This is a genomic window from Capnocytophaga gingivalis (assembly GCF_002302415.1).
Classification (GTDB): Bacteria; Bacteroidota; Bacteroidia; order Flavobacteriales; family Flavobacteriaceae; genus Capnocytophaga; species Capnocytophaga gingivalis.
Window position 1 is genome coordinate 772,000 of sequence record NZ_CP022386.1, and the last position, 24,119, is coordinate 796,118.

Below are 24,119 nucleotides of genomic sequence, written 5' to 3' on the forward strand. Positions count from 1 at the left end.
TATGAATGAGGCTACCCAATTTTTTTTGGTAGCCTCTTTTTTCATTACTATACTAAGACAAATAAAAAGTTGAAATACAAAAAAAGCTTCTTATAAAATACAAGCTTTAGAATATAACAATTTTTTTTACTTTTCACTTTTCACTTTTCACTTAAATATGTATCTTTGCAAAAAATTCTTATATTAGGACAAACCCTTTATGCAAAAGATATATTATCTATTTATTACCCTTTTTGTTTTATTACATACGACCTTTGCTCAAGAGAATCCTTCTAAGAAGATTGAGATTGTCTATGCCGGTACACTTACTATTGACAATGATAAGTACCCTGGAGCGACAATCTTCAATTCTGATCAGGAACGCAAGGTACAGTTCCGCCATCAGGGAATGGATATCTGGTGTGATGTGGCCGTCCTCTACCAGAAAACCAATCAGGTGAAAGCTTTCGGTGAGGTCTTTATCCAACAGGGGGATTCCTTAAAAATGAATAGTGAATTTATAGAATACAATGGGGATACCAAAGTGGCTATTGCCAAAGAGAATGTAAAGCTCCGCAATGAAAAAATGACCCTTGAGACACAAGAACTATTCTTCGACCGCAATACCCAACAGGCTTATTACCTTAACTATGGCAAAATCTTCGATGAAGAGAATGTACTCACCAGCAAGGAGGGGCGTTACTTCGTGGGTCCTAAGAAAAGTCAATTCACCACACAAGTGAAAATCACCAATTCAGACTTTGTGGTAAACTCGCTTACCTTGGATTATTACCATGCTACAGGACATATCTATATGTTTGGACCTACCACCATCACTGGAAAAGAATACATAGCCTATGGTGAGAAAGGCTATTATGATTCCAAGACAGAGAAAGGCTACTTCATGGATCATGCCCGTATAGATTATGATAACAAAATACTCACAGGGGATAGCCTCTACTTCGATCGGTTTAAGAGTTTTGCATCAGGGACTAATAATCTGATCATTAGGGATACGCTGAATAAGACCCTTGTCAAAGGACATTATGGGGAAGTTTACAAGGCTCAGGATTCCATGTATATTACAAAAAAAGCACTGGTAATCAGTGAGGTAGAAAAGGGTAAAGACTCCATCTACATTCATGCTAAAAAGATTTTGGTCACAGGAAAGACTGGATCGCGTATCATTCGTGCCTATACAGGGGCTCGTATCTACAAAACTGATATACAAGGAAAATGCGATTCCATACACTCAAGTCAGATCACAGGACTTACTCGCATGATCCGAAATCCTATTGTATGGAGTGGAAAAAGCCAGATGACAGGAGATAATATCCATATTTTAGCCAATAAGCAAACGGAAAAATTGGACTCCCTGAGGGTCTTTGACAATGCTTTCCTCATAGAAAAAGATACACTGGGCACGGGCTTTAATCAAGTAAAAGGAAAACTCCTAAAAGGAAAATTCAAGGAAAACAAACTGAACAACGTCAATCTATATCAGAATACGGAGGTTATCTATTATGCCTACAATGATGAGCACTCCCTGGTGGGAATCAACAAGTCCAAATGTAGCCAAATCCGTATAGATTTCGCTCCTACTCAACAGATAGAGACCATTACTTTCTACAAGGATGTAGATGGGGCTATCTATCCTGAAGACAAAATTAGTAAAAAAGAGCTCCTCTTTCCCAATTTTAATTGGCGTGGAGATGAGATGCTCAAAAGCAAAGAAGATATTTTCCCTGAAGAGGAGAAGAATATTCAACTCGTTCCTATCCGCGGTATAAAATCCGAAGAGATAGACCTGATTGAAGAAAAATTACAACCAAAGATAGGTAACTAATGGCGCTTTGGAAAAAATATTTGCTTTTTTTATGGAAGTCTACCAATCAGCACGGGGTACACTCTCCCTTTGTATACCGATTGGTTACTCAGTGCTTCTATAATACTCAAAAAATTCCTTGTAAGCATTATCCCAAAGGAATTTCAAAGAGAAAAGGACAGTTCTTATTACGACTTATAGCGTACCTAAAGCCTAAAAGTCTGAAAATATATACTGACATAGCGGATTTTTCCTCCTTGTTCCCTATAGATAACACAGAGGAGACCTCCAAGGAGAAGGATCTTCTATTGTTCTATCAGTGGAAAGAATTTCCTTGTGCGAAGGAATTACTCTCACAGATGCACAATGATAGTCTATTGGTAATGGTTGCACCTCACCAGAGGGAAAATGAGATTTTTTACAAACAATTATTGAAAAATAAAGCCTTTAGTGTAGTAATAGATACCTTTTCTTTTGCTTTGTTTTTCATCCGCAAAGAGCAGGAAAGAGAAGTGTTTTTTATACGAAACAAATAATAATTAGTATCTTCACTGGTGCAAGTTTGCAACTGTCGCTTATCATAAGGGGAATTTTTTAGCTCCTTATAAAAGCGCAAGCTCTATTGATAGTAAGTAAGCACGAACTATCTGTTCGTGAAAGTATATAAATGTTTGATAACGACTAACACCTGAAACCTAACATGGAAAGAAAACAATTACTCAGCAGTAGAGAATTAGATGTGATTCTGCACCGCTTAGCCTGTCAGCTGATAGAGAACCATTTGGACTTCTCCGATACAGTAATCATAGGTATACAGCCCCGTGGAGTGTTGCTTGCCCAGCGCTTAGTGAAGATGCTTGAGGAAGAATATGGTGCAAAGGGAATACAATATGGAACCTTAGATATCACCTTTTTCCGAGATGATTTTCGCCGTGGAGAAAAGCCTTTGACAGCTAATACCACTGATATTCCTTTCTTGGTCGAGGATAAAAAAGTAGTCTTCATAGACGATGTGCTCTATACAGGGCGCAGTATCCGCGCAGCACTTACAGCCTTACAATCCTTTGGACGCCCCAGCAAAGTGGAGCTCTTGGTACTGATTGATCGACGCTTTAGTCGAGATCTCCCCATACAGCCAGACTATATAGGCAAGGCTGTAGATGCTATCAACAAGGAACGAGTGGTAGTATATTGGAAAGAACAAGACACTGAGGATGCTGTCTACCTCATAGAAAAAGTATAATCCCACCACATCACAATCTAAAAAAACATCACAATGAATCAACTAAGTGTCAACCACCTATTAGGTATCAAGTACCTCACTGCTGAAGATATAGAACTTATCTTCACCACTGCTGATCAGTTCAAGGAGGTCATCAACCGCCCTATCAAGAAAGTTCCTTCCCTAAGGGATATCACTATTGCCAATTTGTTTTTTGAGAATAGTACCCGTACACGCCTGTCCTTTGAACTGGCTGAAAAGAGACTTTCTGCCGATGTAATCAACTTTTCTGCGGCACAATCTTCTGTAAAAAAGGGAGAAACACTCATCGATACTGTCAATAATATCTTGGCCATGAAAGTAGATATGGTGGTAATGCGTCATCCCAACCCTGGGGCTGGGGTCTTCCTCTCCCAACATGTAAAAGTCCCCATCGTCAATGCTGGAGATGGTGCTCATGAACACCCTACTCAAGCTCTCTTGGATTCCTATTCCATTCGTGAGCGCTTAGGAAGTGTAAAAGGAAAAAAAGTAGTTATTATAGGAGATATTCTACACTCCAGGGTAGCCCTTTCCAATATCTTTGCCCTACACAAGCAGGGTGCTGAAGTAGCTGTATGTGGCCCTAAAACACTTATTCCTAAATATATACATGAATTGGGTGTACAGGTAGAGACAGATCTTAGAAAGGCGCTGCAATGGTGCGATGTTGCCAATATGCTACGTATTCAGAATGAACGTTTGGATATTCCTTACTTTCCTTCTACTCGCGAATATGTGCAACAATACGGACTTACCCAAGAAATCCTAGATTCCTTGGGCAAGGAAATAGTCATCATGCACCCAGGCCCCATCAACCGAGGGGTAGAGATCACCAGTGAAGTAGCCGACAGCCCACAATCCATTATCCTTGATCAAGTAGAAAACGGGGTGGCTATTCGCATGGCTGTCATCTACCTATTGGCCTCACAGATTAAGATGCAGTAGATTTTTTATTTTTGTAAGAACGCTTTCAATTGTTGTTGTAGAGAGTCAGAGGCTGTGCATAAGGGCAGGCGTACCTCAGGAGAACCTATTCCCAAGAGAGATAGGAGCGCCTTGATTCCTACAGGGTTTCCTTCTTTGAAAATTAGCTCCATTGCTTCTAAGAGCTGATACTGAATAGTGTTAGCCTCCTTATAATTTTCCTCCAAACCCTGACGTATCATTTGACTATAGCGCTTAGGAAAAGCCTGTCCCAATACTGAAATGGTACCATCACCTCCCAAGAGTACAGTAGGGAGGGCTGTGGCATCATCACCTGAGATAACCAAAAAGCCTTCAGGACGCCCTAGCAAAAGGTGCATAATCTGGACTATATTACCCGAAGCTTCCTTAATCCCTATAATATTAGGCACTTCCTTGGCCAATCGCAGTGTAGTATGATAGTCTATATTACTTCCAGTACGAGAGGGCACATTGTAGAGCAAGATAGGCACACGGGAGGCTTGTGCCAAGGCTTTATAGTGCTGAAAGATACCCTCTTGAGAAGGCTTGTTATAGTAGGGAGAGACTGAAAGTATCGCCACATAATCCTCTGGAGATACTTCTTGTACTTGTTCTATAAGTGCCTGAGTATTGTTCCCTCCTACCCCAAGTACCATAGGAAGTCGCCCAGCATTGGCTTTCTTTACAGTTTGTTTGACCAACTCTTTCTCTTCTGCCGAAAGAGTGGGGGTCTCCGCAGTGGTACCTAAGACCACTAAGTAATCAATCCCATTATCTATTTGATAATGTACCAATTGTTCAAGTGCTTGTACATCGACAGACTTGTCTGCCTTAAAGGGGGTAATAAGAGCTACCCCTGTACCCTGTAACATTTTCATTGTTTTCATTGTAGTGTGTTTATCAGTTTTTTTGCTTCTTGGATAAAAATAGTCCCAGACTCTAAGGGAGTATCAATGATAATATCATTAAAAGCAGGATCTATCCCACTGACTCCTATACGTAGCTTAGCCTTTACTCCCGAAGAGAGCAAGAGAAGTGGCAACTTAGGAGTGGAAAAAGCATTGATTAGCAAATCATACTCCAGTTCCCATAGCCTATCAGCATGATAGTTACGTATATTTCCCGAATAATTAATATCCTTCCAAGAGAATAGTGGAATCCCTTCTATTTGAATATCAGTTCCCTTTTCTTCATAACCCAAAATCACATAGTTTTCAGAATTGATACCATATCCTTTGATGAAATCTTTCAAGAAGTCTACCTTCGCTACCTGCTCTATATCGACGATACAACCTATACGAGCAATTTGTAACTTATTACCATTTAGATAATTAGCTCTATTTTTAAGATTCTTCTGAATCCTATTCTTGATTGCTATATTCTTAAATATTTTCAAAATAATTTTTCTAAGGATTTCACTGCAAATTTAATGAATATTTATTAATTTTGCACGCTGAAACTAAAACATTTTACATGAAAAATTTTCTTTTAAGATTATTCCTCCTATCTGTATTTTTATCATCTTGTAAATCAAACGGTTACTTTCCGCAAGCTATCCATGGAGAGCAGCTCCAGATTACCAAGGATACCGAAGAGGATGAACAGATTAAGGATTATCTATCACCTTTCCGTTATCACCTGAACAAATATTTGGACAAAGTACTTTCCTACAATAAGACTCCCATGCTCAAAGTCATTGACCCAGAGGTAATGAATATGCCTATAGGAAATTTCTTTGCTGACTCCCAGTGTGAACAAGCTGATTCTTATTTTCTCAAAAAGAGAAAGAAACATATTGACTTTGCTATGTTCAATTGGGGAGGAATCCGAACTGAAGTCCCTCAGGGAGATATTACCATCCGTCAGGTATTCCAAATCATGCCCTTTGAGAATCAATTAGTTGTAGCAGAACTCACTGGGGATATGCTCTACAACATGGCCAAATATTTAGTAGAAAGTAAGTTTCCTCATCCCCTTTCCAAGCAAGTACAACTGACTATCAATAAGCGTGGAGAGGTAGTGAGTTTCCTTATCAATAAGCGACCTGTACAGCGTAAAAAGCGCTACTTCGTATGTACTTTTGACTACCTATACCAAGGAGGAGACAAAATGAACTTCTTCAAGGATGCACTAAGTGTCACCAATATTGACTATACTTCAAGAGATGCTATCATTGATTTCCTTAGAAAAACAGATACTTTGGATTTCAAAACTGATGAACGATTCAGAATAAAAAAATAAACTTATGGAAAGACGTAATTTTGTAAAAAATATAGGCGCTGGGGCTCTCTTGTTGGGAATGGGAGGGGTTTCTTTTGCTCTTGACAAAGAGAAAACTCCTATTAAGAATTATAAGAAACATATCACTGTCCTTCATACGAATGATACTCATAGCCATATAGATCCGTTGCCTGTGGATGACCCTCACTACCCTGACAAGGGAGGAGTAGCTCGCCGTGCAGTCTTGATAAATCAAGTACGCAAGGAGAATCCCAACACCCTACTTTTTGATGCAGGGGATATCTTCCAAGGTACTCCTTACTTCAACTACTATGGAGGGGAATTAGAGTTTCGCCTTATGTCCATGCTCAAGTATGATGCTGCTACCTTTGGCAATCACGATTTCGATAATGGCTTAGAGGGATTACTCTCACAGCTTCCCCATGCCAAGTTTGATTTTATCAACTCCAATTATGATTTTAAGAATACCATCTTAGAAGGGAAAGCCAAACCTTACAAAGTATTTGTAGTAGATGAAGTACGTGTCGGAGTCTATGGCTTAGGAGTAGAACTCAAGGGATTGGTTACCAAAGAAAACTATCGTGAGACTAAGTACCTTGACCCTATAGAACTGGCTATTGATATGGAAAATAAACTCAAGAAAAATGAGAAGTGTGATATTATTATCTGTCTTTCTCATCTTGGTTATCAATATCGTACAGATAAAGTATGTGATATCACTATCGCTAAAAGAACCTATAACACCGACCTTATCATAGGAGGACATACGCATACTTTCCTTGGTGAACCTACAATTGTCAAAAACAAAAGCAACCGAGAGATTCTTGTCAATCAAGTAGGGTGTTATGGAATCAATTTAGGCCGTATTGATTTCTATTTGGACAATAAGATTACCAGTAGTGGTACTCAGATTTTGGTATAACAGGTAATAAAAGAAAAAGGCAATTCATGGATGGAACATCTTGAATTGCCTTTTTTGTTATCCTGCTGATATTTACTTTACATTGAATCGATACTTCATTCCTATTAGAAATTGGAATCCTTGTACAGGATAGGTAGACCAGCGTAGGTAGTTATCTCCTGTGACATTGTGCAAAGATGCAAAAGCCGTCCATCGCTTCAGGAAGGTATAATCCGTAGAGAAATTCAGATCAAAGAAGCCGTTCATTGTTACCTCTTCTACAGGTTGTGCCGCCAAAGGGTGCTTTATATCTTTTCTCTCTCCTACATAGAAGAAAGAAGCTCCTATATTCCACTGCGGAAGTACTTGATAAAGTACTGAAAAAGAAGAAGTAAAGAGTGGTAAGTTCCATGCCTCTTGGTCTGTTTCATCAAAAGAGTAAGTAGCTATCTTAAGTGTCCAATCCATACTGAATTTTTCAGAGAGTTTTCCAAGTAGGGAAGCCTTAGCTCCAAAGGACATAGCATCTTGGTACAGGATGCGGTAGGTATTATCATAGTGATAAGGCAAGCGAGTGGTCAGAGTATACTTTTCATTAGCTCGGAAAAGCGGCATTTGCTCTATTCGGGTATAGAAAGCCTTTACATCATACGAAAAGCCTTTGAACGCACGCCCTCTGACTCCTGCAAAGATGTCATAAGGAGTATAGGTAGGGTGTAGTTCTTGAGTTGGGGAAATATAGGGGTTCTCCACACTCTGCTCTCTATAGGTAACCTGCTTGAGATCCCCTGTAATCCCTCCATACCATACCACGCCTTTCCCTTGAGGATCATAAGAAAATTCTAAATCTGGGAAAACCCGGAACTTATCTCCGCTGTTATCATTCTCTTTAGCATAATATCCTCCCATCCCCACTCTCAGAGAAAATTCTTTTGTCGCATAGGTATAAGAAGGCCTTAACCCTAAAAGTACCGACTTATAGGATACTCCTTCGGTAGAAGCAAAGCCCCTATCGAAAGAGCCTTGGAGGAAGTCAGCTTCAGCTTTCAGACGAATAGTTTGTCCTTCCTTGAGAGCAAACCTCATAGAGGGGCGTAGGTTCAGATGCAGTTCGGAACTTTTGAAGTCGTCCTTCATCCCTTGTACAAAGAAATCCAAGCCCTCGAATGCCCCCTTGCTTAGGGTTAGCATTCCACTAAGTCCTCCATCGAGGTAACTCTGTTTGAGAGAGCCACTTATAGGCAAAAGACTAACATCCTCTACCCCATACCAATGTAGCATACGGTGTTGTACATTGGCTGATAGCCCCCACTGATATTCCTTCTGTAGAGAATGATACCCTGCTTGGAGTTGGGTATTGGCAAAATTGTTATCCAAAGTAATCCCTTTGACATCTCCACGGGAGGAATGATGGTTGAAGTCCACAAGAAAATCGTCCGTATCACTGATAGGTAGAGCCACAAAGGCATCGGCAAAAAGTGTCGCATAGTTCCCCAAGCCAAGTGCTGCATAGGACTGGTATAAGGTATCCCGTACAGACGATAGCGACATGCGTACCGCCTTTCCTTTCTCTGGGACAAAGGTAGAAGCCACTGGTACTGAGTGTGTTGTATAGGTCACCTTTTTCTTGGCTACTGTAACAGAATCCTTCTTAGGAGTCTCTTCCCTATCCTTATGTACATCGGCTATAGTTGGAGTATAAGGTTTTACAATATCCACAGATATAGTTTCCAGCTTATCCTTGTCCTTTACCTGAGCATATCCCCCAAAGGCAAAGAGAGAAAATACCATCAAAGATATATTATATATTTTACTCATTATCAATTATTTATTAGATTTCTTTTCATTTGCTTTTATCTCAGCCAAAGCCTCCTTGGCCTGAGCGGTAATCTCTGGATCGTTTTTAAAATTCTCCAATACACTATTGAGAATGTAGTTAGCCTGATAGAGATCCTTAAGTCCATAGAAGTTTTTAGCCATAACTATCAATCCCTTAGCAGAGAACTCCTTATAACCTCCGTACTCCTTAGCCAATTTTTGGACTACTTCATTTGATTTTTTATATTGCCCAGCTTTGTTCTTAAAATAGGCATCATAATAGAGAGCTTCTGCCATGAGGGCATCGGAGGCGGTCTTGCGCACCTCTGCATATTGTTTTTCAGCTTCAGCTTCATCTCCAGTAGCCATATAAGCACGTGCCATGATTACACGAGCATCATTCTTTAGGCGGTTATCAGCACCTTTCTCTGCCAATATTTTCTTAGCATACACTATAGCTTTGGCATGTTCCTTCTTCTTATAGAAGGCCTTCATCAGGTTCGAGCGTGCAAAAATGAGATTTTGTGCCACCGAAGAAGTCTTCTCTATCTCTTCGAGTAGAGGAAGTACTTTATCTGTGTCCTCTTTCTCCAAGTATATATTACTGAGCCTTACTAACACTTGTTCTGAGTATTCATTACGCCCTTGAGCTAAGACTTTCTCATAGAGTGGCAATGCCTTATCTTTTTGATTTTCATCAAAGTATATTTGTGCTAGATAAAACTCTGCTTGAGATGCCCCTATTCCCTTAGGATAATCCTTAAGATATTTCTCAAGTGCTACTTTAGCCTCTTGCTTTTTATTCTGAACATATAGGCGTTCGGCTGCATCGAAAGCTGCACTATCTATTTCGCTATCGGATACCTTCACATAGCCCAAGGCCTTAGCCCAAGCGGCATATTCCTCCATTTTCCCCATCTCTGCATAGATATTCTTAGCCGAGCTGACCGCCTGCATAGCCTCAGGCGAAGAAGGATATTTCTGAGTAATCTTCTTGAAAATAGCCAATGCTTTTTGATTTTCATTCTTGTTATAGAGCATCAGTCCTTCACGAAGCATAGCACGAGCAGTGTAGGTACCTTCTTGATACTGAGACTGTAACATCTCATAGAGTTCTGAGGCTTTTTCCATTTTCCCCTGTCCTACATAAGTATTGGCCAGTTCATAGATGGCATCCTCTCTGAGGTTGGACTTAGGATAATGGGTGATAAAGGCATTGAGAGCTTCTATCTTCTTAGGTACCCTATCTACTATACCATAGCTAATCGCTTTCTGGAAAGCAGCATAATCGGTATTGCTCACATTGGCTGTAATGACCTTATCATAGGCTTCCATAGCAGGCCAATACTTACCAGCGGCAAAGTAACTATCGCCTAAACGCAAATTGGCATCGGCAAGGCGAGAAGCCTCTGGTTGTGTCTGTATATACTTAGAGAAATACTCAGCAGCCTCTGCATATTTTTTTTGATTAAACAGAGCATACCCTAAGCCATAGAATGCATTGGGATATTCCGCAAGAGTCGTTTCCTTAAGAGCTAAGAATGCTGAAAAATCCCTCTGTGCTTCTGGGTATTCATGTAGCTGATAGTGGGTTTCCCCTGACCAATAAGTAGCTCTTGCTTGTACCTGAGATTGTGCTTTACTATTTTTAGCCTTTTGGAAATAAGGAAGTGCTTCCTTAAAATTGCCATCTCCATAGAGTTGCAAGGCATATAAGAAGGCAACCTGCTGATAGATTTTTGGATCAGGAGAAGTGGATTTCTCCAACATATTCAGTGCCGAAGGGAAGTTCCCTGAGGTGATATAAGAATCCAATAACAACTCCTTAAGTTCCTGTGTATGGTCATTAGGATAAGTATCTATATATGCTTGTATTACGGTAGGAGTGGACTCATAGGCATTCCCTACTTCATAGCTCAAGCGCGCATAGTTCAGATGAGCATCTTTCCTAATCTCAGACGAGAAATTCATCTGATAAGCATTACGAAAAGCATTGAGTGCCTGCTGTTTCTGCCCTGTTTTAAGATAACATTGAGCTAAGTGATAGTAGGCATTTTGAGCTACCTGATTTTTGCCATTGATAATTCTATTGAACTGACCTATTGCCTTTTGGTAATCGCCCTGTTGGTAATAAGCAAAACCTAAGTAATACAAGTCTGTATCGGTATAGGTGCCATTCTTTCCTTTGTAAGCCTCCAGATAAGGAATCGCTTTAGTATATTGTTTGAGATTAAAGTAGCTCTCCCCTATGATCTTGTTAATCTCGGAACGGTACTGGGGATTATTGGTTTTTTCTAATTGGTGTAATCCTTCCTCCAAAGCTTTTTGGAAATTTCCTTGTTTGAAGTTCATATCCGCCTGATAGTAAGAGAGGTTTTTGCTCAGCTCCTTTTCCTGTTCTACCTGTTGAAAAAACTGATTGGCCTGCTGGTAATCATCTGCATCATAGGCAATATAGCCCAAGTAATAAGCAGCCTTCTTGCCATACTCTTTGGAGTCTTTCACTTGGGAAAGGTATTGCTGTGCTGTCTCCTTGTCTCCATGAGCAAAGAGCGCATATCCATATTGGAAGTTGAACTTCTCATGCTGTTCTGCAGAGAGAGTAGGAATCTGTACTTTGTCGTACCAAGCTATGGCAGTCTTGGTATCACCTTTGTCAAAATAGTAATTCCCCATCTCGAAATTGGCATGAGTAGCATAGGGAGAAGTGGGATAGTCCTTTAGGTATTGTTGCATAAGTACATCGCCTCCTGTTTGGCGTCCTTGCAAGGCTGCTGAGGCTATATAGTAGCTACATTGCTCCTTCTGGGCTTGTGTGGTAGCTCGTCGTAACTCTTTTCTAAAAAAGTGAGACGAGGCCTTGTATTGCTTCTGATAATACAGAGAAAGTGCCTTTTGTAGCGTTTTGCTCTCATGGGTATACTGAGCAGTGCTCTGCCCCCAAGACACCTGTGAGAGGAGTGCTATGGTTAAGGCTGAAACAAATTTATATTTCATAATCTACATTTTTAATAATTATATTCTACTTTGATATGCGAAGAAGTAGGATGTGCCTGACAGGTGAGTATCATCCCCTTCTCTACTTCTTCTTGGGAGAGTACCTGATTGTTATCCATCTCGGCGCTACCTTCTGTTACCTTGCCTATACAACTGCTACATGCTCCTGTAAGACAGGAGTAAGAGACATCCAAGCCTTTGGACAACAATTCACTCAGAATCGTTGGCTTTCGTTCTATTGTAAGGATCTGTTCCTTTCCGCCTAAGCGAACAGTAATCTCTGCTGTTCCCTTATACTCTTTCTTAGGAGCTTCTGTTACGGTAAAGAGTTCTGTATGGATTTTCTTTTTCTCATAATTCTTCTGGAGCTCATCGCGAACGGCCTCGACCATCAGCTGTGGCCCACAGATGTAGAAGCGACCAAAGTCCACCTCCTGGTACTTACTCTCAAGCAAATGGTGTACCATAGCAGGATCTATATGTCCAAAAAGCGCATTTTTCTCATGGGATTTGCTATATACATATTGCACAAAGAACCTATCAGGATATTGTCTGTGGAGTTGTTCAATCTCAGGGGCAAACATGGTCGTCTGAGGAGTCCTGTTGCCATAGGCAAGAAGAATCTTACAAGTGGTTCTCTCCAAGGCTACCTTGATGATACTTAGCATAGGGGTAATCCCACTTCCAGCCGCAAAAAGACCTAAGTTCTCTGGAGAAATTTCAGGAATGTAGGCAAACTTTCCTTCTGGAGGGAATACCTCCAAGAGGTCTCCTACTTGTAACTGCTCACAAGCATAAGTAGAGAACAGACCATTGGGTATCTGTTTGATAGCCACACTAATAACATCTTCATAAGGAGATGAACAAATAGAATAGGCACGGCGTACAAGCTTCCCTTCTATTTCTTTTTCTAAAGAAATATATTGCCCTGCAAAGAAATCAAAGGAAAACTTCAATTCTTGAGGGATTACAAAAGATATTTTAACCGAATCCGCGGTAACTCTCTCTATCTGAGAGACGGCTAAGGATACTGATTTCATTCTTAATTGTTAATCGTTAATTGTCAATGATAGCCATATGAAGAGAACTAATCATTGACTGGCATTAATCATTAAATAGCACTCTTTGTCCTTTTTCCTCCAGATGGAGCGTTCCCTTCTCATAGGCCAAATGCCCATTGACAAAGGTATATGCCACTTTGTAATCAAAGGTAGTTCCCTCCAAAGGAGACCAGCCACATTTGTAAAGGATGTTATCCTTAGAAACTTGCCAAGGAGTGTGCTCTGATACACAGGCGATATCGGCATAATAGCCTTCTCGGAGAAACCCTCTCTCTTGTATTCTAAAAAGTATGGCAGGATTATGACACATTTTCTCCACCAATCGCTCCAAAGGAATTCCCCTTTTGGCAAACATGGTCAGGGCGGCCACTAAGGCATGTTGTACTAAGGGGGCTCCCGAAGGGATTTTCTGGAATTCCTTCTGTCCCTTCTCCTCCAGTGTATGGGGAGCGTGGTCAGTGGCAATCACATCGATACGGTTGTCTAAGAGAGCTTGCCAGATTCCTGCTCGATCCTGCTCGGTCTTTACCGCTGGATTCCATTTGATCAGCACTCCTTTTTCTTGGTAATCCTTATCGGTGAACCACAAGTGATGGATACATGCCTCTGCGGTGATTTTCTTCTGAGAGAGCGGCAAGGTATTGTCCAACAGCTCGGTTTCCTTGGCTGTAGAGAGATGAAAAACATGAAATCTTGCCCCTGTCTGCCGAGCCAAAGCAATCGCTCGTGAGGAGGAGAGATAACAAGCCTCTGCACTGCGAATCAGAGGGTGACATGCTACAGGAATCTCCGGTCCATAAATGGATAAATAATGAGCTAAGTTCTGACGAATGGTCTGCTCGTCCTCACAGTGAGCAGCAATCAGGGTAGATACATTTCTAAATATCGTTTCAATTGTTTTTTCATTATCCACTAACATATTCCCCGTAGAAGAACCTAAAAATAGTTTTACTCCTGCAGTATTTTTAGGATTAATATGCTTGAGTTCTTCTATATTATCATTCGTACCCCCCAAGAGGAAAGAGAAGTTGGCCAAAGAAGTACGAGCTGCGATGGCAAACTTGTCCTCCAAAGCAGCAATAGTAGTTGCCTGAGGAATTGTATTGGGTTGGTCAAAGAAAGTGGTTGTCCCTCCAACCACGGCAGCGGCGCTTTCTGTGGCAATAGTAGCCTTGTGAGTAAGACCTGGCTCTCGGAAATGTACTTGATCATCAATAACCCCTGGAAGCACAAGCATACCCTCCAGATCGATCACCCGATGGGCTTCCTTAGCTGATATATCCGTCGCTATTTTTGCAATACGCTCGTTTTCAATAAGTAAGTCTGCTTCTTGAATACGATTATCCGAGATAAGTTTGCCATTTTTTAGCAGTGTTTTCATCATTGTCACGATTTTAACCGTTATCCGACAGAGACAACGGCGATGCAAAGATACATATTAAAGTGAGAAAAGAAAAGAGAAAAACAAAAAATTAATCATTTTTTATCACTCATTAATCATTATTTCGTATCTTTGCACTTAAAAAGGCAACTTAAGCGCCTCTCTATTACCCCTTATACCCACCAAAGAGAGGGTTAAAACTTAAAAAAATGAAATCACGCAACAAACTTAAAATAGTAAATGACCCTGTATATGGGTTTATTCATATTCCCAATGAATTTATTCTCGATCTCATAGAACACCCTTATTTTCAGAGACTTTGCCGCATTTCTCAGATGGGACTTTCCTATTTGGTCTATCCTGGTGCTCGGCATACACGCTTCCATCACGCCTTAGGCTGTATGTACCTTATGCAGCAGGCCATACAGACCCTCCGCTATAAGCAGGTGGAAATCACCCCCGAGGAGGAAGAAGGACTATATATCGCCATTCTCCTACATGATATAGGTCATGGTCCTTTCTCTCATGCTATGGAACATAGTATTGTAGAGGGAATTTCCCATGAGGAGATTTCATTGGCTTTCATGGAGGAGCTCAATCGCCAGTTCGAGGGAAAGCTCTCCATTGCTATTGAAATTTTTCAGAAAAAATATCACAAAGAGTTCATGAACCAACTTATATCCAGTCAGCTGGATATGGACAGATTGGATTATCTCAAGCGAGATAGTTTCTACTCAGGGGTGAGTGAGGGCAATATCAACTCACAGCGCATTATCGCGATGCTCACCGTGAAGGACGACACACTGATTGTTGAGGAAAAAGGAATCTACTCCATAGAAGAATTTTTAGTTGCCCGCCGACTAATGTATTGGCAAGTATATCTGCACAAGACAAGTATAGGTGCGGAGTTTGTCCTTATTCGAATCTTAGCCCGTGTAAAGGAACTTACCCAACAAGGTAAAAAACTTCCCATGACCACGGCTTTGCGCTTCTTTGTTGAGAATCACATCACCAAAGAAACCTTTGACCGCCATGCACTACACCTCTTTGCGCAATTGGACGATTATGATATTATCTCTGGGCTCAAGGAATGGCAATATGGAGATGATTGGGTCTTAGCCAAGCTTAGCCAAATGATTCTCAACCGAGATTTGCTACGTGTAAAACTATACAAAAGCCCTGTCGAGAAGGAAAAGGTACAGGAACTCCTACAAGAGACTGCCCAACAGCTGAATATATCGGAAGATTTGGCACATTATTTCGTCTTTACAGGAGAAATCTCCAATACTGCCTACCGTAAGGATGAGCAGAATATCCTCATCTATACTAAGAACAATAAAATTGTAGATGTCACCAAAGCCTCTGACCAAATGAACTTAGATGCGCTATCCACTAAGGTAACCAAATATTATCTATGTTCTCTCAAATGATTAATACCAACAATAATTAAGCTCTAAAATCTGAGTATAAAAAAATTAATCATTAATGATTAATCATTAATCATTATTTTGTATTTTTGTCCCCTTGAATAAATAAGAATCAAATGAATCACTCTGACGATTTTATAGGTGAAAACCACATCAGTACCTCAGCTAAGACCCCTCTAAGAGCGGATGCTTTTTCTCTTTCTGATGAGGAGAAAATTGCCCGTATTGAGAAATCTATGGCTGATATTATGGAAACACTCGGTCTTGACCTTACCGATGATAGTCTCAAGGGTACTCCCCTAAGGGTAGCCAAAGCTTATGTAAAAGAACTCTTTGGAGGTCTTGACCCTAAGCACTGCCCCAGTTCTTCTACATTTGAAAACAATTATCACTATGGGGAGATGCTCATAGAAAAAAATATAGTCCTCTACTCCACTTGCGAACACCATTTCCTACCTATCGTAGGCCGTGCTCACGTGGGATACATCTCTAATGGGCGAGTATTGGGACTCTCCAAAATGAATCGTATTGTGGATTATTTTGCGCGCCGCCCACAAGTACAGGAACGCCTTACCATGCAGATCGTTCAGGAAATGCAGCGTATCCTCGGTACAGAAGATGTAGCTTGTGTGATTGATGCCAAGCACCTCTGCGTGAACTCTCGTGGTATCCGAGATATAGAAAGCAGTACCGTAACGGCCGAATATGGAGGGAAGTTCCAAGACCCCATCGTAAGAAAAGAGTTCTTGGAGTATATTAAGATGGAAACAAAATATTAGAGAGTTTTTAGTTTTTAGTGCTTAGTTTTTAGTTATTCTCCACTATCTACTACTCTATTTCCATGATACATCTATTTCTTAACTCAAAACTCAAAATTAAAAACTCAAAACTCCATTGAACTACTTAAACGAACTCAACGAGGCTCAACGGGCACCTGTGGTGCATAAGGACGGCGCTGTGATGGTAATTGCGGGTGCCGGTTCTGGGAAGACTCGTGTACTGACCTACCGTATTGCCTACCTTATACAACAGGGAGTAGACCCCTTTAATATCTTAGCCCTTACCTTTACCAATAAGGCCGCAAGAGAGATGAAGGAGCGTATCGGACGTATCGTAGGCCCCAGTGAAGCACGCAACCTATGGATGGGTACCTTCCACTCTGTTTTTGCACGTATCCTCCGAGAAGAAGCCAGTAAGCTGGGCTTCCCAAGAGATTTTACTATCTATGACCAACAAGATTCTCAGCGCTTAATATCGGCTATTATCAAGGAAATGGGGCTGGATAAGGAGGTATACAAGTATAAGCAAATAGCCTCTCGTATCTCTTCCTATAAGAATAATCTTATCACTGTAAAGGCTTATTATGAAAATCCTGAACTCCAAGAAGCAGATGCTATGGCTAAGCGCCCTCGCTTAGGGGATATCTATGCCAATTATGTAGATAGATGTTTCAAGGCAGGGGCTATGGATTTCGACGATTTGCTACTACGTACCAATGAACTACTGAATGTATTTCCTGAAGTTTTAGCTAAGTACCAACATAGGTTTCGCTATATCTTGGTAGATGAGTATCAGGATACCAACCACTCTCAATACCTTATCGTACGCGCTCTTGCCGATAGATTCCAAAATATCTGTGTGGTAGGGGATGATGCTCAAAGTATCTATGCCTTCCGTGGAGCAAATATTGACAATATTTTTAACTTCCAAAAAGATTATCCCAATGTAGGTGTCTATCGTTTGGAACAAAACTACCGCTCTACCAAGAATATAGTAGAGGCCGCTAACAATGTCATCGAACATAACAAAGCGCGCTTGGAAAAAGTCGTATGGACGGACAACGAAAGTGGAAACCGTATCAAGGTACATCGTAGTCCTACTGATGCTGATGAGGGACGCTTTGTGGCAGGAACTATCTTTGAGAGTGCTATGCAAGAGCAACTCCCTTATGGGAATTTTGCAGTACTCTATCGTACCAATTCGCAATCTCGTGCTATAGAAGATGCTCTACGTAAGCGAGATATTCCTTATCGCATCTACGGAGGACTATCCTTCTATCAGCGTAAGGAGATAAAGGATATCTTGGCTTATTTCCGCTTGGTAGTCAATGAAAATGACGAAGAAGCGCTACAGCGTGTAATCAACTTTCCTGCTCGTGGCATCGGAGACACCACCATGGAAAAACTCACCCTCTGTGCCAATGAGTTCAAGCTACCCATTTTTGAGATTATTAAGAACTTAGAGGTAATGGATTACGGACTGAAAATCAATTCCGCTACCCGAGTTCGCTTGTTGGAGTTTGCCAACATGATTCTCAGTTTCCGTATCATGATGGAGACTCAGGATGCTTTTACCCTTGCCGAACATATCGCTAAGCGTACTGGTATTCTCAACGAATTCAAGAAAGATGGCACCCCCGAAGGAGTCGAGCGCATGCAGAATATAGAAGAGCTTCTCAATGGGATTCGAGACTTTGTAGAAGGACAAGAACAGGTAGAAGAAGAGGGGAATTCCTTAGCCGAATTTCTCCAAGATGTAGCCTTGGCTACAGATATGGACAAGGAAGTAGAGGATGAGAATCGCGTATCCCTGATGACCATACACCTGGCCAAAGGATTGGAGTTCCCTCATGTTTTTATTGTAGGTATGGAGGAAGATCTCTTCCCTTCTGCGCTGAGCCAGAATACACGTACTGAACTGGAAGAGGAGCGCCGTCTTTTCTATGTAGCCCTGACCCGTGCTGAGAAACAAGCCTACCTAACCTATACCGAAAGTCGTTACCGCTGGGGTAAGTTGATGGATGCTGAACCCAGTCGCTTTATCGACGAAATAGAAGAACGCTACCTAGAGTACCTTACCCCTAAGGACAACTATCGCTACCGCCCTCTTGTAGATATTGATGCCTTTGCGCCTGTGGACAAGAGCAAACTGCGCCAACAGAAACCTACCAACAGCCCTCCGCCTGCCTACAAAAAGCCTAATGAAGACCAGCTCAAGAAGCTCCGACTACAGAAACCGGAACAAGCCAAACCTGTAGCCACAGGTGATATTCCAAAGGTTGCCGTCGGCAATATCATTGATCATGAGCGCTTTGGAAAAGGAACTGTCATAGAAGTAGAAGGTAGTGGCGCTGACCGCAAAGCCAAAGTACGGTTCGAAAATGGTGGAGAGAAAACACTGATCCTTCGGTTTGCCAAATTTAAAGTTCTTTAATCTTACCAATTTTTCTTGTAAAACAAAAAACTATGAAAGATATAACCCAAGAAGAGAGAAAAATCTATGCACTCTATGATAATAATACGATAAGAGTATACCAAGCATATAACGCTGAGATAGCGGAGGAAGCCCTGAAATTAGGAACCTTTGGTTCACATTTTAGCTTAACGAGAATGACCTGGATCAAACCTTCCTTTCTATGGATGATGTACAGATGTGGATGGGCTGAAAAAGAAAATCAAGAAAGAGTCTTAGCTATTGACATCAAAAGAGAAGCCTTTGATGAAATTGTTAGAAAATCGGTACTTTCTTCCTATAAAGCTGATTTGGGTATCACAGAAGAACAATGGAAAGAAGAAGTCAAAAATTCATTGGTAAGGTGTCAATGGGATCCTGAAAGAGACATCTATGGAAAACCAATAGGTAGAAGGTCTATACAACTTGGTATCAGAGGAGCCTTTGTAGAAAAATATGTAAATGACTGGATTGTAAAGATTACTGATATCACCGAGGAAGTCAAAAGAATAAAGCAACATATTGACAAAGGAACTTTCACTAAAGACCTCCTACCTAAGGAACAAGAGTATATAGTCCAGTAAAATTCTTGAATCTGGCGAAAGTATTTTATCCATAATAATTAGAAGAGGATATTTTGCCTTTTTTAATTATCTAAAGAATCCATAACAATACTGGTTTCTTGCTTTGCTGAAGTAGAGAATCCAAAAGCTTCATGAAAGCATTGGAAACAGCAGGACATCCCCAACTTAAAGGACTATAATGAGGATAAATCTCACTATCGGATACTGCCTCCCAAGAATGTAATACAATCAGTCGTTTCTGAGCATTGCTATTACTGTCTTCCAACCCTTCCAACCAATATTTTACCTTAATCCCCCATGAGCTATAATCACGCTTCCCTATTTTATATTTCCCTTTGGCAGAACAATGACTATTGACTTGATTACTGTATTGGACTTTTTCAAATTTGTCAGGATTGGAGGAAAATACATCACAACTACCATGAGTAACTAATTTCTCGTACAGATTTTTTTTCTGCTTGAAGTCGTATACGAAAAAACGATTTTTCCCCGAATGCAACCTCAAATCAATTAGAAAATAGAAATCTTCATTCATCTGATGAGCCTTACAATAGGCTAAGGCAATTGAATGCTGAGTAGTATAATCCTTAGGTAATTCTTGTGCTCCTAGTTGTTTTCCTTGCTGACAAGCAATACAAAACAACAATCCTAAATAAAAGAAAAAGTTTCTATTCTTTACTTTCCCTTTTTGTAAAAACATCTTTATCATTATTGATTTAGTAAGATTATCTTATATTACCAAGTTTTTCAAAGGACCTCCAATCCTTTTTTGTAGTAACTAACCCCTATTTCTTGATATAATTAGTATATTCCCCGCTAAGCCCGCAAGTCTCTAAAAGTTGGGCTAGTACCTTATCCATTTCGAAGAGGGCTTGGTAGCACTTGATTTCAATAGAAGCTAAGTATAGGTTGGCATCCGCTACATCGGTGGAGGAGGACAGTCCTTCGGAGAAGGCTTGGTTACGTACTCTCACCAATTCGCGAGCAAACTCTAAGCTCTCCTGTAGGCTCTGTAGCTGTTCACGCTGCTTTTCTATCTCGGTATAGTGTTTTTTAACCAAGGTCTGTACATCCTTCTCAGCTTGAGCGGTAAGTTGTTCTACACTTTCTCGTTGTGCTTTGGCTTGTGCCACTTTATTCTTATCAGAGAAACCATTGAAAATATTCCATTGGAGTCCTACACCTACCGCCCAATTATCTGGTTCGGTAAGGGGAAGGTTTTTCGACCAGAGATATTTCTTTCCTATCAGGGCTACATCAGGCAAGAAAGCCGCCCACTGCGCCTTGATATTCTGCTCTGTAAGTTCTTTTTTTAGATGTGCTTGTACTATGGATGGGAAATTTTTCTTAGCCAAGTCCTGATAATAATCCAAAGATTGCAAGGGAGCTACCTCAAAAAGAGGAGAGGAAAGAGTGGTTAGGGTGGAAGTCTCCTCGCCTATCACACCGGAAAGGGCTGTTTGCGCCAACTCTATATCCTTCTGGCAGGCAAGTACTTCGCGCTTGGCATCGGTAACAGCTTTCTTGGCCTGCATGGTCTCCACTGGAGCCACCATGCCATTTTTCTCTAATTTCTGAGCATTGGAATAGTGCTGCTCTGCAGTTTGCAGTGCCTTTTCTCTCACTTGCAAGGCTTGTTGGGCAAGCTGTACCTGAAAATAACGCTCTGCCAGTTCTGATATGAGCATATTTTCTGTTTTCTGACTTTCTATCTTAGCTATCTCATGATTGAGCTGGCCTACCTTATTACCCACACGTACTTTTCCTCCAGCAAAGACTACCCAACGGAGATCGGCAGAAAGTCGCCAGATATCTTGCTCTTGAAACTCATAGCGCCACTCTTGAGCAAAAAGTGGTTGAAACCTACCCACCATTTGAGCAAATACAGGTCCCAAAGTAGGTTTTAAGGGGGCTGGTATAGCATTACCCAACTGCCCTAACTGTGCTTGTATGGGGGCTTTGTATTTATCAAAGCTCAGAGAAAGAGGATCACTCAAGCGTGTATAGCTTGCATTGATACTCAGCTGAGGAAGATACAAACCCTTGTAACTTTTTTCTCCATATTGTGAAGCCTCGGCTTGTTTCTCCATTCCTTTGAGTTTCTGATTAGCCCCTCGCATACGGTCTAAAGCCTCAGAAAAGGAAAGGGATTGCGCAAGTCCTATTGAGGTTATACATAGGGGAAACAGCAGTATAGATACACTTCATTTCTATATTTTTTAGTAAATAACTTTTCTTATTTTTCAGCATGCAAAATTATAACACTTTAGGCAAAAAAAATAGCTTTTACCAAGCTAAATTTTTAAGATAGATTAAAAAAACATCATTTGCCTGCACGAATCACACTAAGAGTTTGCTGGGTAATACCTAAAAAAGAAGCCACATGTCCCAGAGGAACTCTCAAAAGTATCTGAGGATAATTCTTCAGCAAGAGCTCATAACGCTCCTGTGCCGTCTGAAACTTTATAGCATAGAGCCTATCGGATAGGTTCTTGAGAAAAGATATTAAGAGCATCCGCATAAAGCGCTCTAACTTAGGATAATTGTTGATAATAGCTTCTACTTGGACAAACTCTGCTACACGTACCCTACATGTCTCCAAAGCCTCCAAACCAAAATGATTGGGTTGATGAAAATAGATGTTGTCCAAAGAAGTATAGAAACTATTCTCTGCATAGAAAGCATGGGTAATGTCCTTGCCTTCCTTGGTATAGAACTGGCGGACAATTCCTTCTTCTATAAAGAAAACTTCTTGTGAGGAACTGCCTTCCTTGAGTAAGAGACTGTATTTTTTATATTCTCTTACTTGAAAAATAGCATCCAAAGCCTCAAGGGGTTCTTTTTGTATTTGTGTTTGTTGTTGTATGTAATCTATAAGAGACATCAATTATTAGGGAATAGGTAATAGTGAGCAGTAGTCACTTTTCATTATTTGCTCTTTACTCTCTGAGAAATTCTATATTGGCTCCACTTTTTTTGAGTGCTTCATTTTCCTTTGCCAAATCATAGGCTGTTTCTCCCAAGGAAGTAGTGAGCTTTTTATCTGCTCCATGCTCAACAAGGTATTGCAACAAAGTAGTATCTTTTGCCGTTAGTGCAGCCTTGATAAGAGGTGTCTCCCCGTCCTCATTTTGGCTATTGATATCCACAGAAGCCCAAGAGAGTACTTTTTTGACCAAAGCCTTATCCCCCTTAACTACTGCCATATGGAGTGCTGTATCTCCTATCGAATTAGGTGCTTGTAGGGCAACTAAGTATTTCCTGAGTAAGGTCACTTTTTGATCAAAATCCTCTTCATTATTTTTCTTTCGAGGATTATAGCTAGCTATAAGTGCCTCTATGACTCCCACACCTTTTTGATTGGTAGCACGTGTATCCGCTCCTTTTTCCAAGAGAAAATCAACCACTTGACTACTACTACGCTGCAAGGCAATTAATAAGGCTGTTTCTCCTTTATAATTAGCTCGATTGAGGTGTTCTTTACTTTTCTTAAGGAGTTTTACAATCTCAAGATTAGTGCCATAGCAAGCATTCATTAGGGCGGTATTTCCTTGTTTGTCCACCACATCGGTAGCAGCTCCCTTTTGGATAAGGTAGTCAATGGCTGGGAGGTCTTGACGGCGTGCCAAGTAATGAAGCGCATTAGCTCCTTTGTAATCGGTAGCGTTGGCAGAAATTTTTTGTACCTCTACCAGATACTTATAAGTTTCTATAGGATTGTTAGGCTGGCGTACAATCCCTTCGGCAGCCATAGGCAAGGCTTGGGGTGTAGGCTTTACTTTCTTACGAAGTGTCTTAAGCAAGTCTATATTCCCTTTTTTAGCAGCATAATCAAAAAGCGTAGCTCCACTAAGACTTGTTTGATTGATTTTCAATCCTTTCTCAACCAAATAATGGGTCAGACTAAGCTTATTATCATCAAAAGGCACCACCTTCATCAGTAAAGTTTCTCCTTGTTCATAGGTAGCTTTAGGATCTATCCCTGCTCTAAAAAAAGCTTCGTATAACTTGGGATTAGTTACCCCAAAAAGCGCTGCAAAGGTAATAGGAGTATACCCTTTGCTATCTTTGGCATGTATATCACTGCCCTGTTCAAGCAGGTAGTGAATGAGTTCTACATTGCCTTGACTAGCTGCCCAAAAGAGATAAGTACGACCATCATGAGTAGTCTTATGTACCCCATTACCTTGTTGTTCTATGAGGTAGATAGCTGTAGGGGTTGGCACTTTCCCCAGAATTGCGAAAGAAGGAGCATCAAAAGCCGCTTCATTGAGCTCAGAAGGACTATTCCCGTTCTTTATCTCTGTTACTACTTGTGCAATGGTCGTATGCTCATTCCAAAAATTACGATCCCAGAACACATTCTTCTGTTGGGAAAAAATGGGCATGATGCTCAAAAGACTCCCTATAACAAACAACTTTTTCATACAAATTTTATTTAAAGTAACAGAGGGCAAATATAAGA

The 24,119-nt window shown here is 40.7% G+C and carries 20 protein-coding genes; 10 read left to right on the top strand and 10 right to left on the bottom strand.

The annotated features are described in order from the left end of the window. Nucleotides 1-199: 199 nt before the first annotated feature. From CGC50_RS03660 to CGC50_RS03675, 4 genes are all read left to right on the top strand, one after another. A complete protein-coding gene (locus tag CGC50_RS03660) occupies nucleotides 200-1,825 on the top strand; it encodes an OstA-like protein (RefSeq protein ID WP_095909726.1) in 1,626 nt (541 codons plus the stop codon). Next, a complete protein-coding gene (locus CGC50_RS03665; protein ID WP_095909727.1) occupies nucleotides 1,825-2,340 on the top strand; it encodes a hypothetical protein in 516 nt (171 codons plus the stop codon). The genes CGC50_RS03660 and CGC50_RS03665 overlap by 1 nt, the downstream gene beginning before the upstream one ends. A gap of 164 nt (nucleotides 2,341-2,504) precedes the next feature. Further along, complete coding sequence (pyrR, locus tag CGC50_RS03670; protein WP_095909728.1) at nucleotides 2,505-3,047, top strand: bifunctional pyr operon transcriptional regulator/uracil phosphoribosyltransferase PyrR; 543 nt, start codon at nucleotides 2,505-2,507, stop codon at nucleotides 3,045-3,047. A gap of 33 nt (nucleotides 3,048-3,080) precedes the next feature. Continuing rightward, nucleotides 3,081-4,013 (top strand): aspartate carbamoyltransferase catalytic subunit, encoded by a 933-nt coding sequence (locus CGC50_RS03675; RefSeq protein WP_095909729.1) that lies wholly within the window; start codon nucleotides 3,081-3,083, stop codon nucleotides 4,011-4,013. 5 nt (nucleotides 4,014-4,018) lie between these two features. Here the strand turns inward: CGC50_RS03675 and dapA are convergent, their stop codons facing one another. Continuing rightward, nucleotides 4,019-4,891, bottom strand: a complete 873-nt coding sequence (gene dapA, locus CGC50_RS03680; RefSeq protein ID WP_095911274.1) for a 4-hydroxy-tetrahydrodipicolinate synthase — start codon at nucleotides 4,889-4,891, stop codon at nucleotides 4,019-4,021. Between the two features lie 5 nt (nucleotides 4,892-4,896). Next, nucleotides 4,897-5,409, bottom strand: a complete 513-nt coding sequence (locus CGC50_RS03685; protein WP_095909730.1) for a DUF6913 domain-containing protein — start codon at nucleotides 5,407-5,409, stop codon at nucleotides 4,897-4,899. A 77-nt stretch (nucleotides 5,410-5,486) separates the two neighbouring features. Between CGC50_RS03685 and CGC50_RS03690 the strand changes: the two genes are divergently transcribed. Further along, nucleotides 5,487-6,254, top strand: coding sequence for a 5'-nucleotidase C-terminal domain-containing protein (locus CGC50_RS03690; RefSeq protein WP_095909731.1), 768 nt, complete (start codon nucleotides 5,487-5,489; stop codon nucleotides 6,252-6,254). 4 nt (nucleotides 6,255-6,258) lie between these two features. Further along, nucleotides 6,259-7,176 (top strand): metallophosphatase, encoded by a 918-nt coding sequence (locus tag CGC50_RS03695; protein WP_095909732.1) that lies wholly within the window; start codon nucleotides 6,259-6,261, stop codon nucleotides 7,174-7,176. Nucleotides 7,177-7,248: 72 nt separating this feature from the next. Here CGC50_RS03695 and CGC50_RS03700 read toward each other — a convergent pair whose 3' ends face one another. The 4 genes from CGC50_RS03700 to CGC50_RS03715 form a co-directional block, all read right to left on the bottom strand. After that, the gene (locus CGC50_RS03700; RefSeq protein ID WP_095909733.1) at nucleotides 7,249-8,973 is read right to left on the bottom strand and encodes a TonB-dependent receptor; all 1,725 of its coding nucleotides are present in this window, start codon (nucleotides 8,971-8,973) and stop codon (nucleotides 7,249-7,251) included. A 6-nt stretch (nucleotides 8,974-8,979) separates the two neighbouring features. Next, a complete protein-coding gene (locus CGC50_RS03705) occupies nucleotides 8,980-11,970 on the bottom strand; it encodes a tetratricopeptide repeat protein (protein WP_095909734.1) in 2,991 nt (996 codons plus the stop codon). A gap of 11 nt (nucleotides 11,971-11,981) precedes the next feature. Then, the gene (locus CGC50_RS03710) at nucleotides 11,982-13,010 is read right to left on the bottom strand and encodes a ferredoxin--NADP reductase (RefSeq protein WP_095909735.1); all 1,029 of its coding nucleotides are present in this window, start codon (nucleotides 13,008-13,010) and stop codon (nucleotides 11,982-11,984) included. A 64-nt stretch (nucleotides 13,011-13,074) separates the two neighbouring features. After that, a complete protein-coding gene (locus tag CGC50_RS03715) occupies nucleotides 13,075-14,412 on the bottom strand; it encodes a dihydroorotase (RefSeq protein ID WP_095911275.1) in 1,338 nt (445 codons plus the stop codon). 209 nt (nucleotides 14,413-14,621) lie between these two features. On the opposite strand from CGC50_RS03715, the gene CGC50_RS03720 reads away from it, so the two are divergent. The 4 genes from CGC50_RS03720 to CGC50_RS03735 all read left to right on the top strand — a co-directional run bounded on the left by CGC50_RS03720 (nucleotide 14,622) and on the right by CGC50_RS03735 (nucleotide 19,654). Next, on the top strand, nucleotides 14,622-15,842 hold the full coding sequence (locus tag CGC50_RS03720; RefSeq protein WP_095909736.1) for an HD domain-containing protein: 1,221 nt from the start codon (nucleotides 14,622-14,624) through the stop codon (nucleotides 15,840-15,842). A 113-nt stretch (nucleotides 15,843-15,955) separates the two neighbouring features. Next, nucleotides 15,956-16,618: a GTP cyclohydrolase I FolE gene (gene folE / locus CGC50_RS03725; RefSeq protein WP_095909737.1), complete on the top strand. Its 663-nt coding sequence runs from the start codon at nucleotides 15,956-15,958 to the stop codon at nucleotides 16,616-16,618. A 115-nt stretch (nucleotides 16,619-16,733) separates the two neighbouring features. Beyond that, nucleotides 16,734-19,052, top strand: a complete 2,319-nt coding sequence (locus CGC50_RS03730; protein ID WP_095909738.1) for an ATP-dependent helicase — start codon at nucleotides 16,734-16,736, stop codon at nucleotides 19,050-19,052. Between the two features lie 32 nt (nucleotides 19,053-19,084). After that, the gene (locus CGC50_RS03735; RefSeq protein WP_095909739.1) at nucleotides 19,085-19,654 is read left to right on the top strand and encodes a DUF4291 domain-containing protein; all 570 of its coding nucleotides are present in this window, start codon (nucleotides 19,085-19,087) and stop codon (nucleotides 19,652-19,654) included. A gap of 70 nt (nucleotides 19,655-19,724) precedes the next feature. Here CGC50_RS03735 and CGC50_RS03740 read toward each other — a convergent pair whose 3' ends face one another. From CGC50_RS03740 to CGC50_RS03755, 4 genes are all read right to left on the bottom strand, one after another. Continuing rightward, the gene (locus tag CGC50_RS03740; protein ID WP_095909740.1) at nucleotides 19,725-20,354 is read right to left on the bottom strand and encodes a murein L,D-transpeptidase catalytic domain-containing protein; all 630 of its coding nucleotides are present in this window, start codon (nucleotides 20,352-20,354) and stop codon (nucleotides 19,725-19,727) included. Nucleotides 20,355-20,439: 85 nt separating this feature from the next. Beyond that, on the bottom strand, nucleotides 20,440-21,744 hold the full coding sequence (locus CGC50_RS03745; protein WP_232781183.1) for a TolC family protein: 1,305 nt from the start codon (nucleotides 21,742-21,744) through the stop codon (nucleotides 20,440-20,442). Between the two features lie 233 nt (nucleotides 21,745-21,977). Next, nucleotides 21,978-22,538 carry a Crp/Fnr family transcriptional regulator gene (locus CGC50_RS03750; RefSeq protein ID WP_095909741.1) on the bottom strand — a complete coding sequence of 187 codons (561 nt, stop codon included), beginning with the start codon at nucleotides 22,536-22,538 and terminating at the stop codon, nucleotides 21,978-21,980. Between the two features lie 55 nt (nucleotides 22,539-22,593). Next, nucleotides 22,594-24,081: an ankyrin repeat domain-containing protein gene (locus tag CGC50_RS03755; protein ID WP_095909742.1), complete on the bottom strand. Its 1,488-nt coding sequence runs from the start codon at nucleotides 24,079-24,081 to the stop codon at nucleotides 22,594-22,596. Nucleotides 24,082-24,119 lie beyond the last annotated feature (38 nt).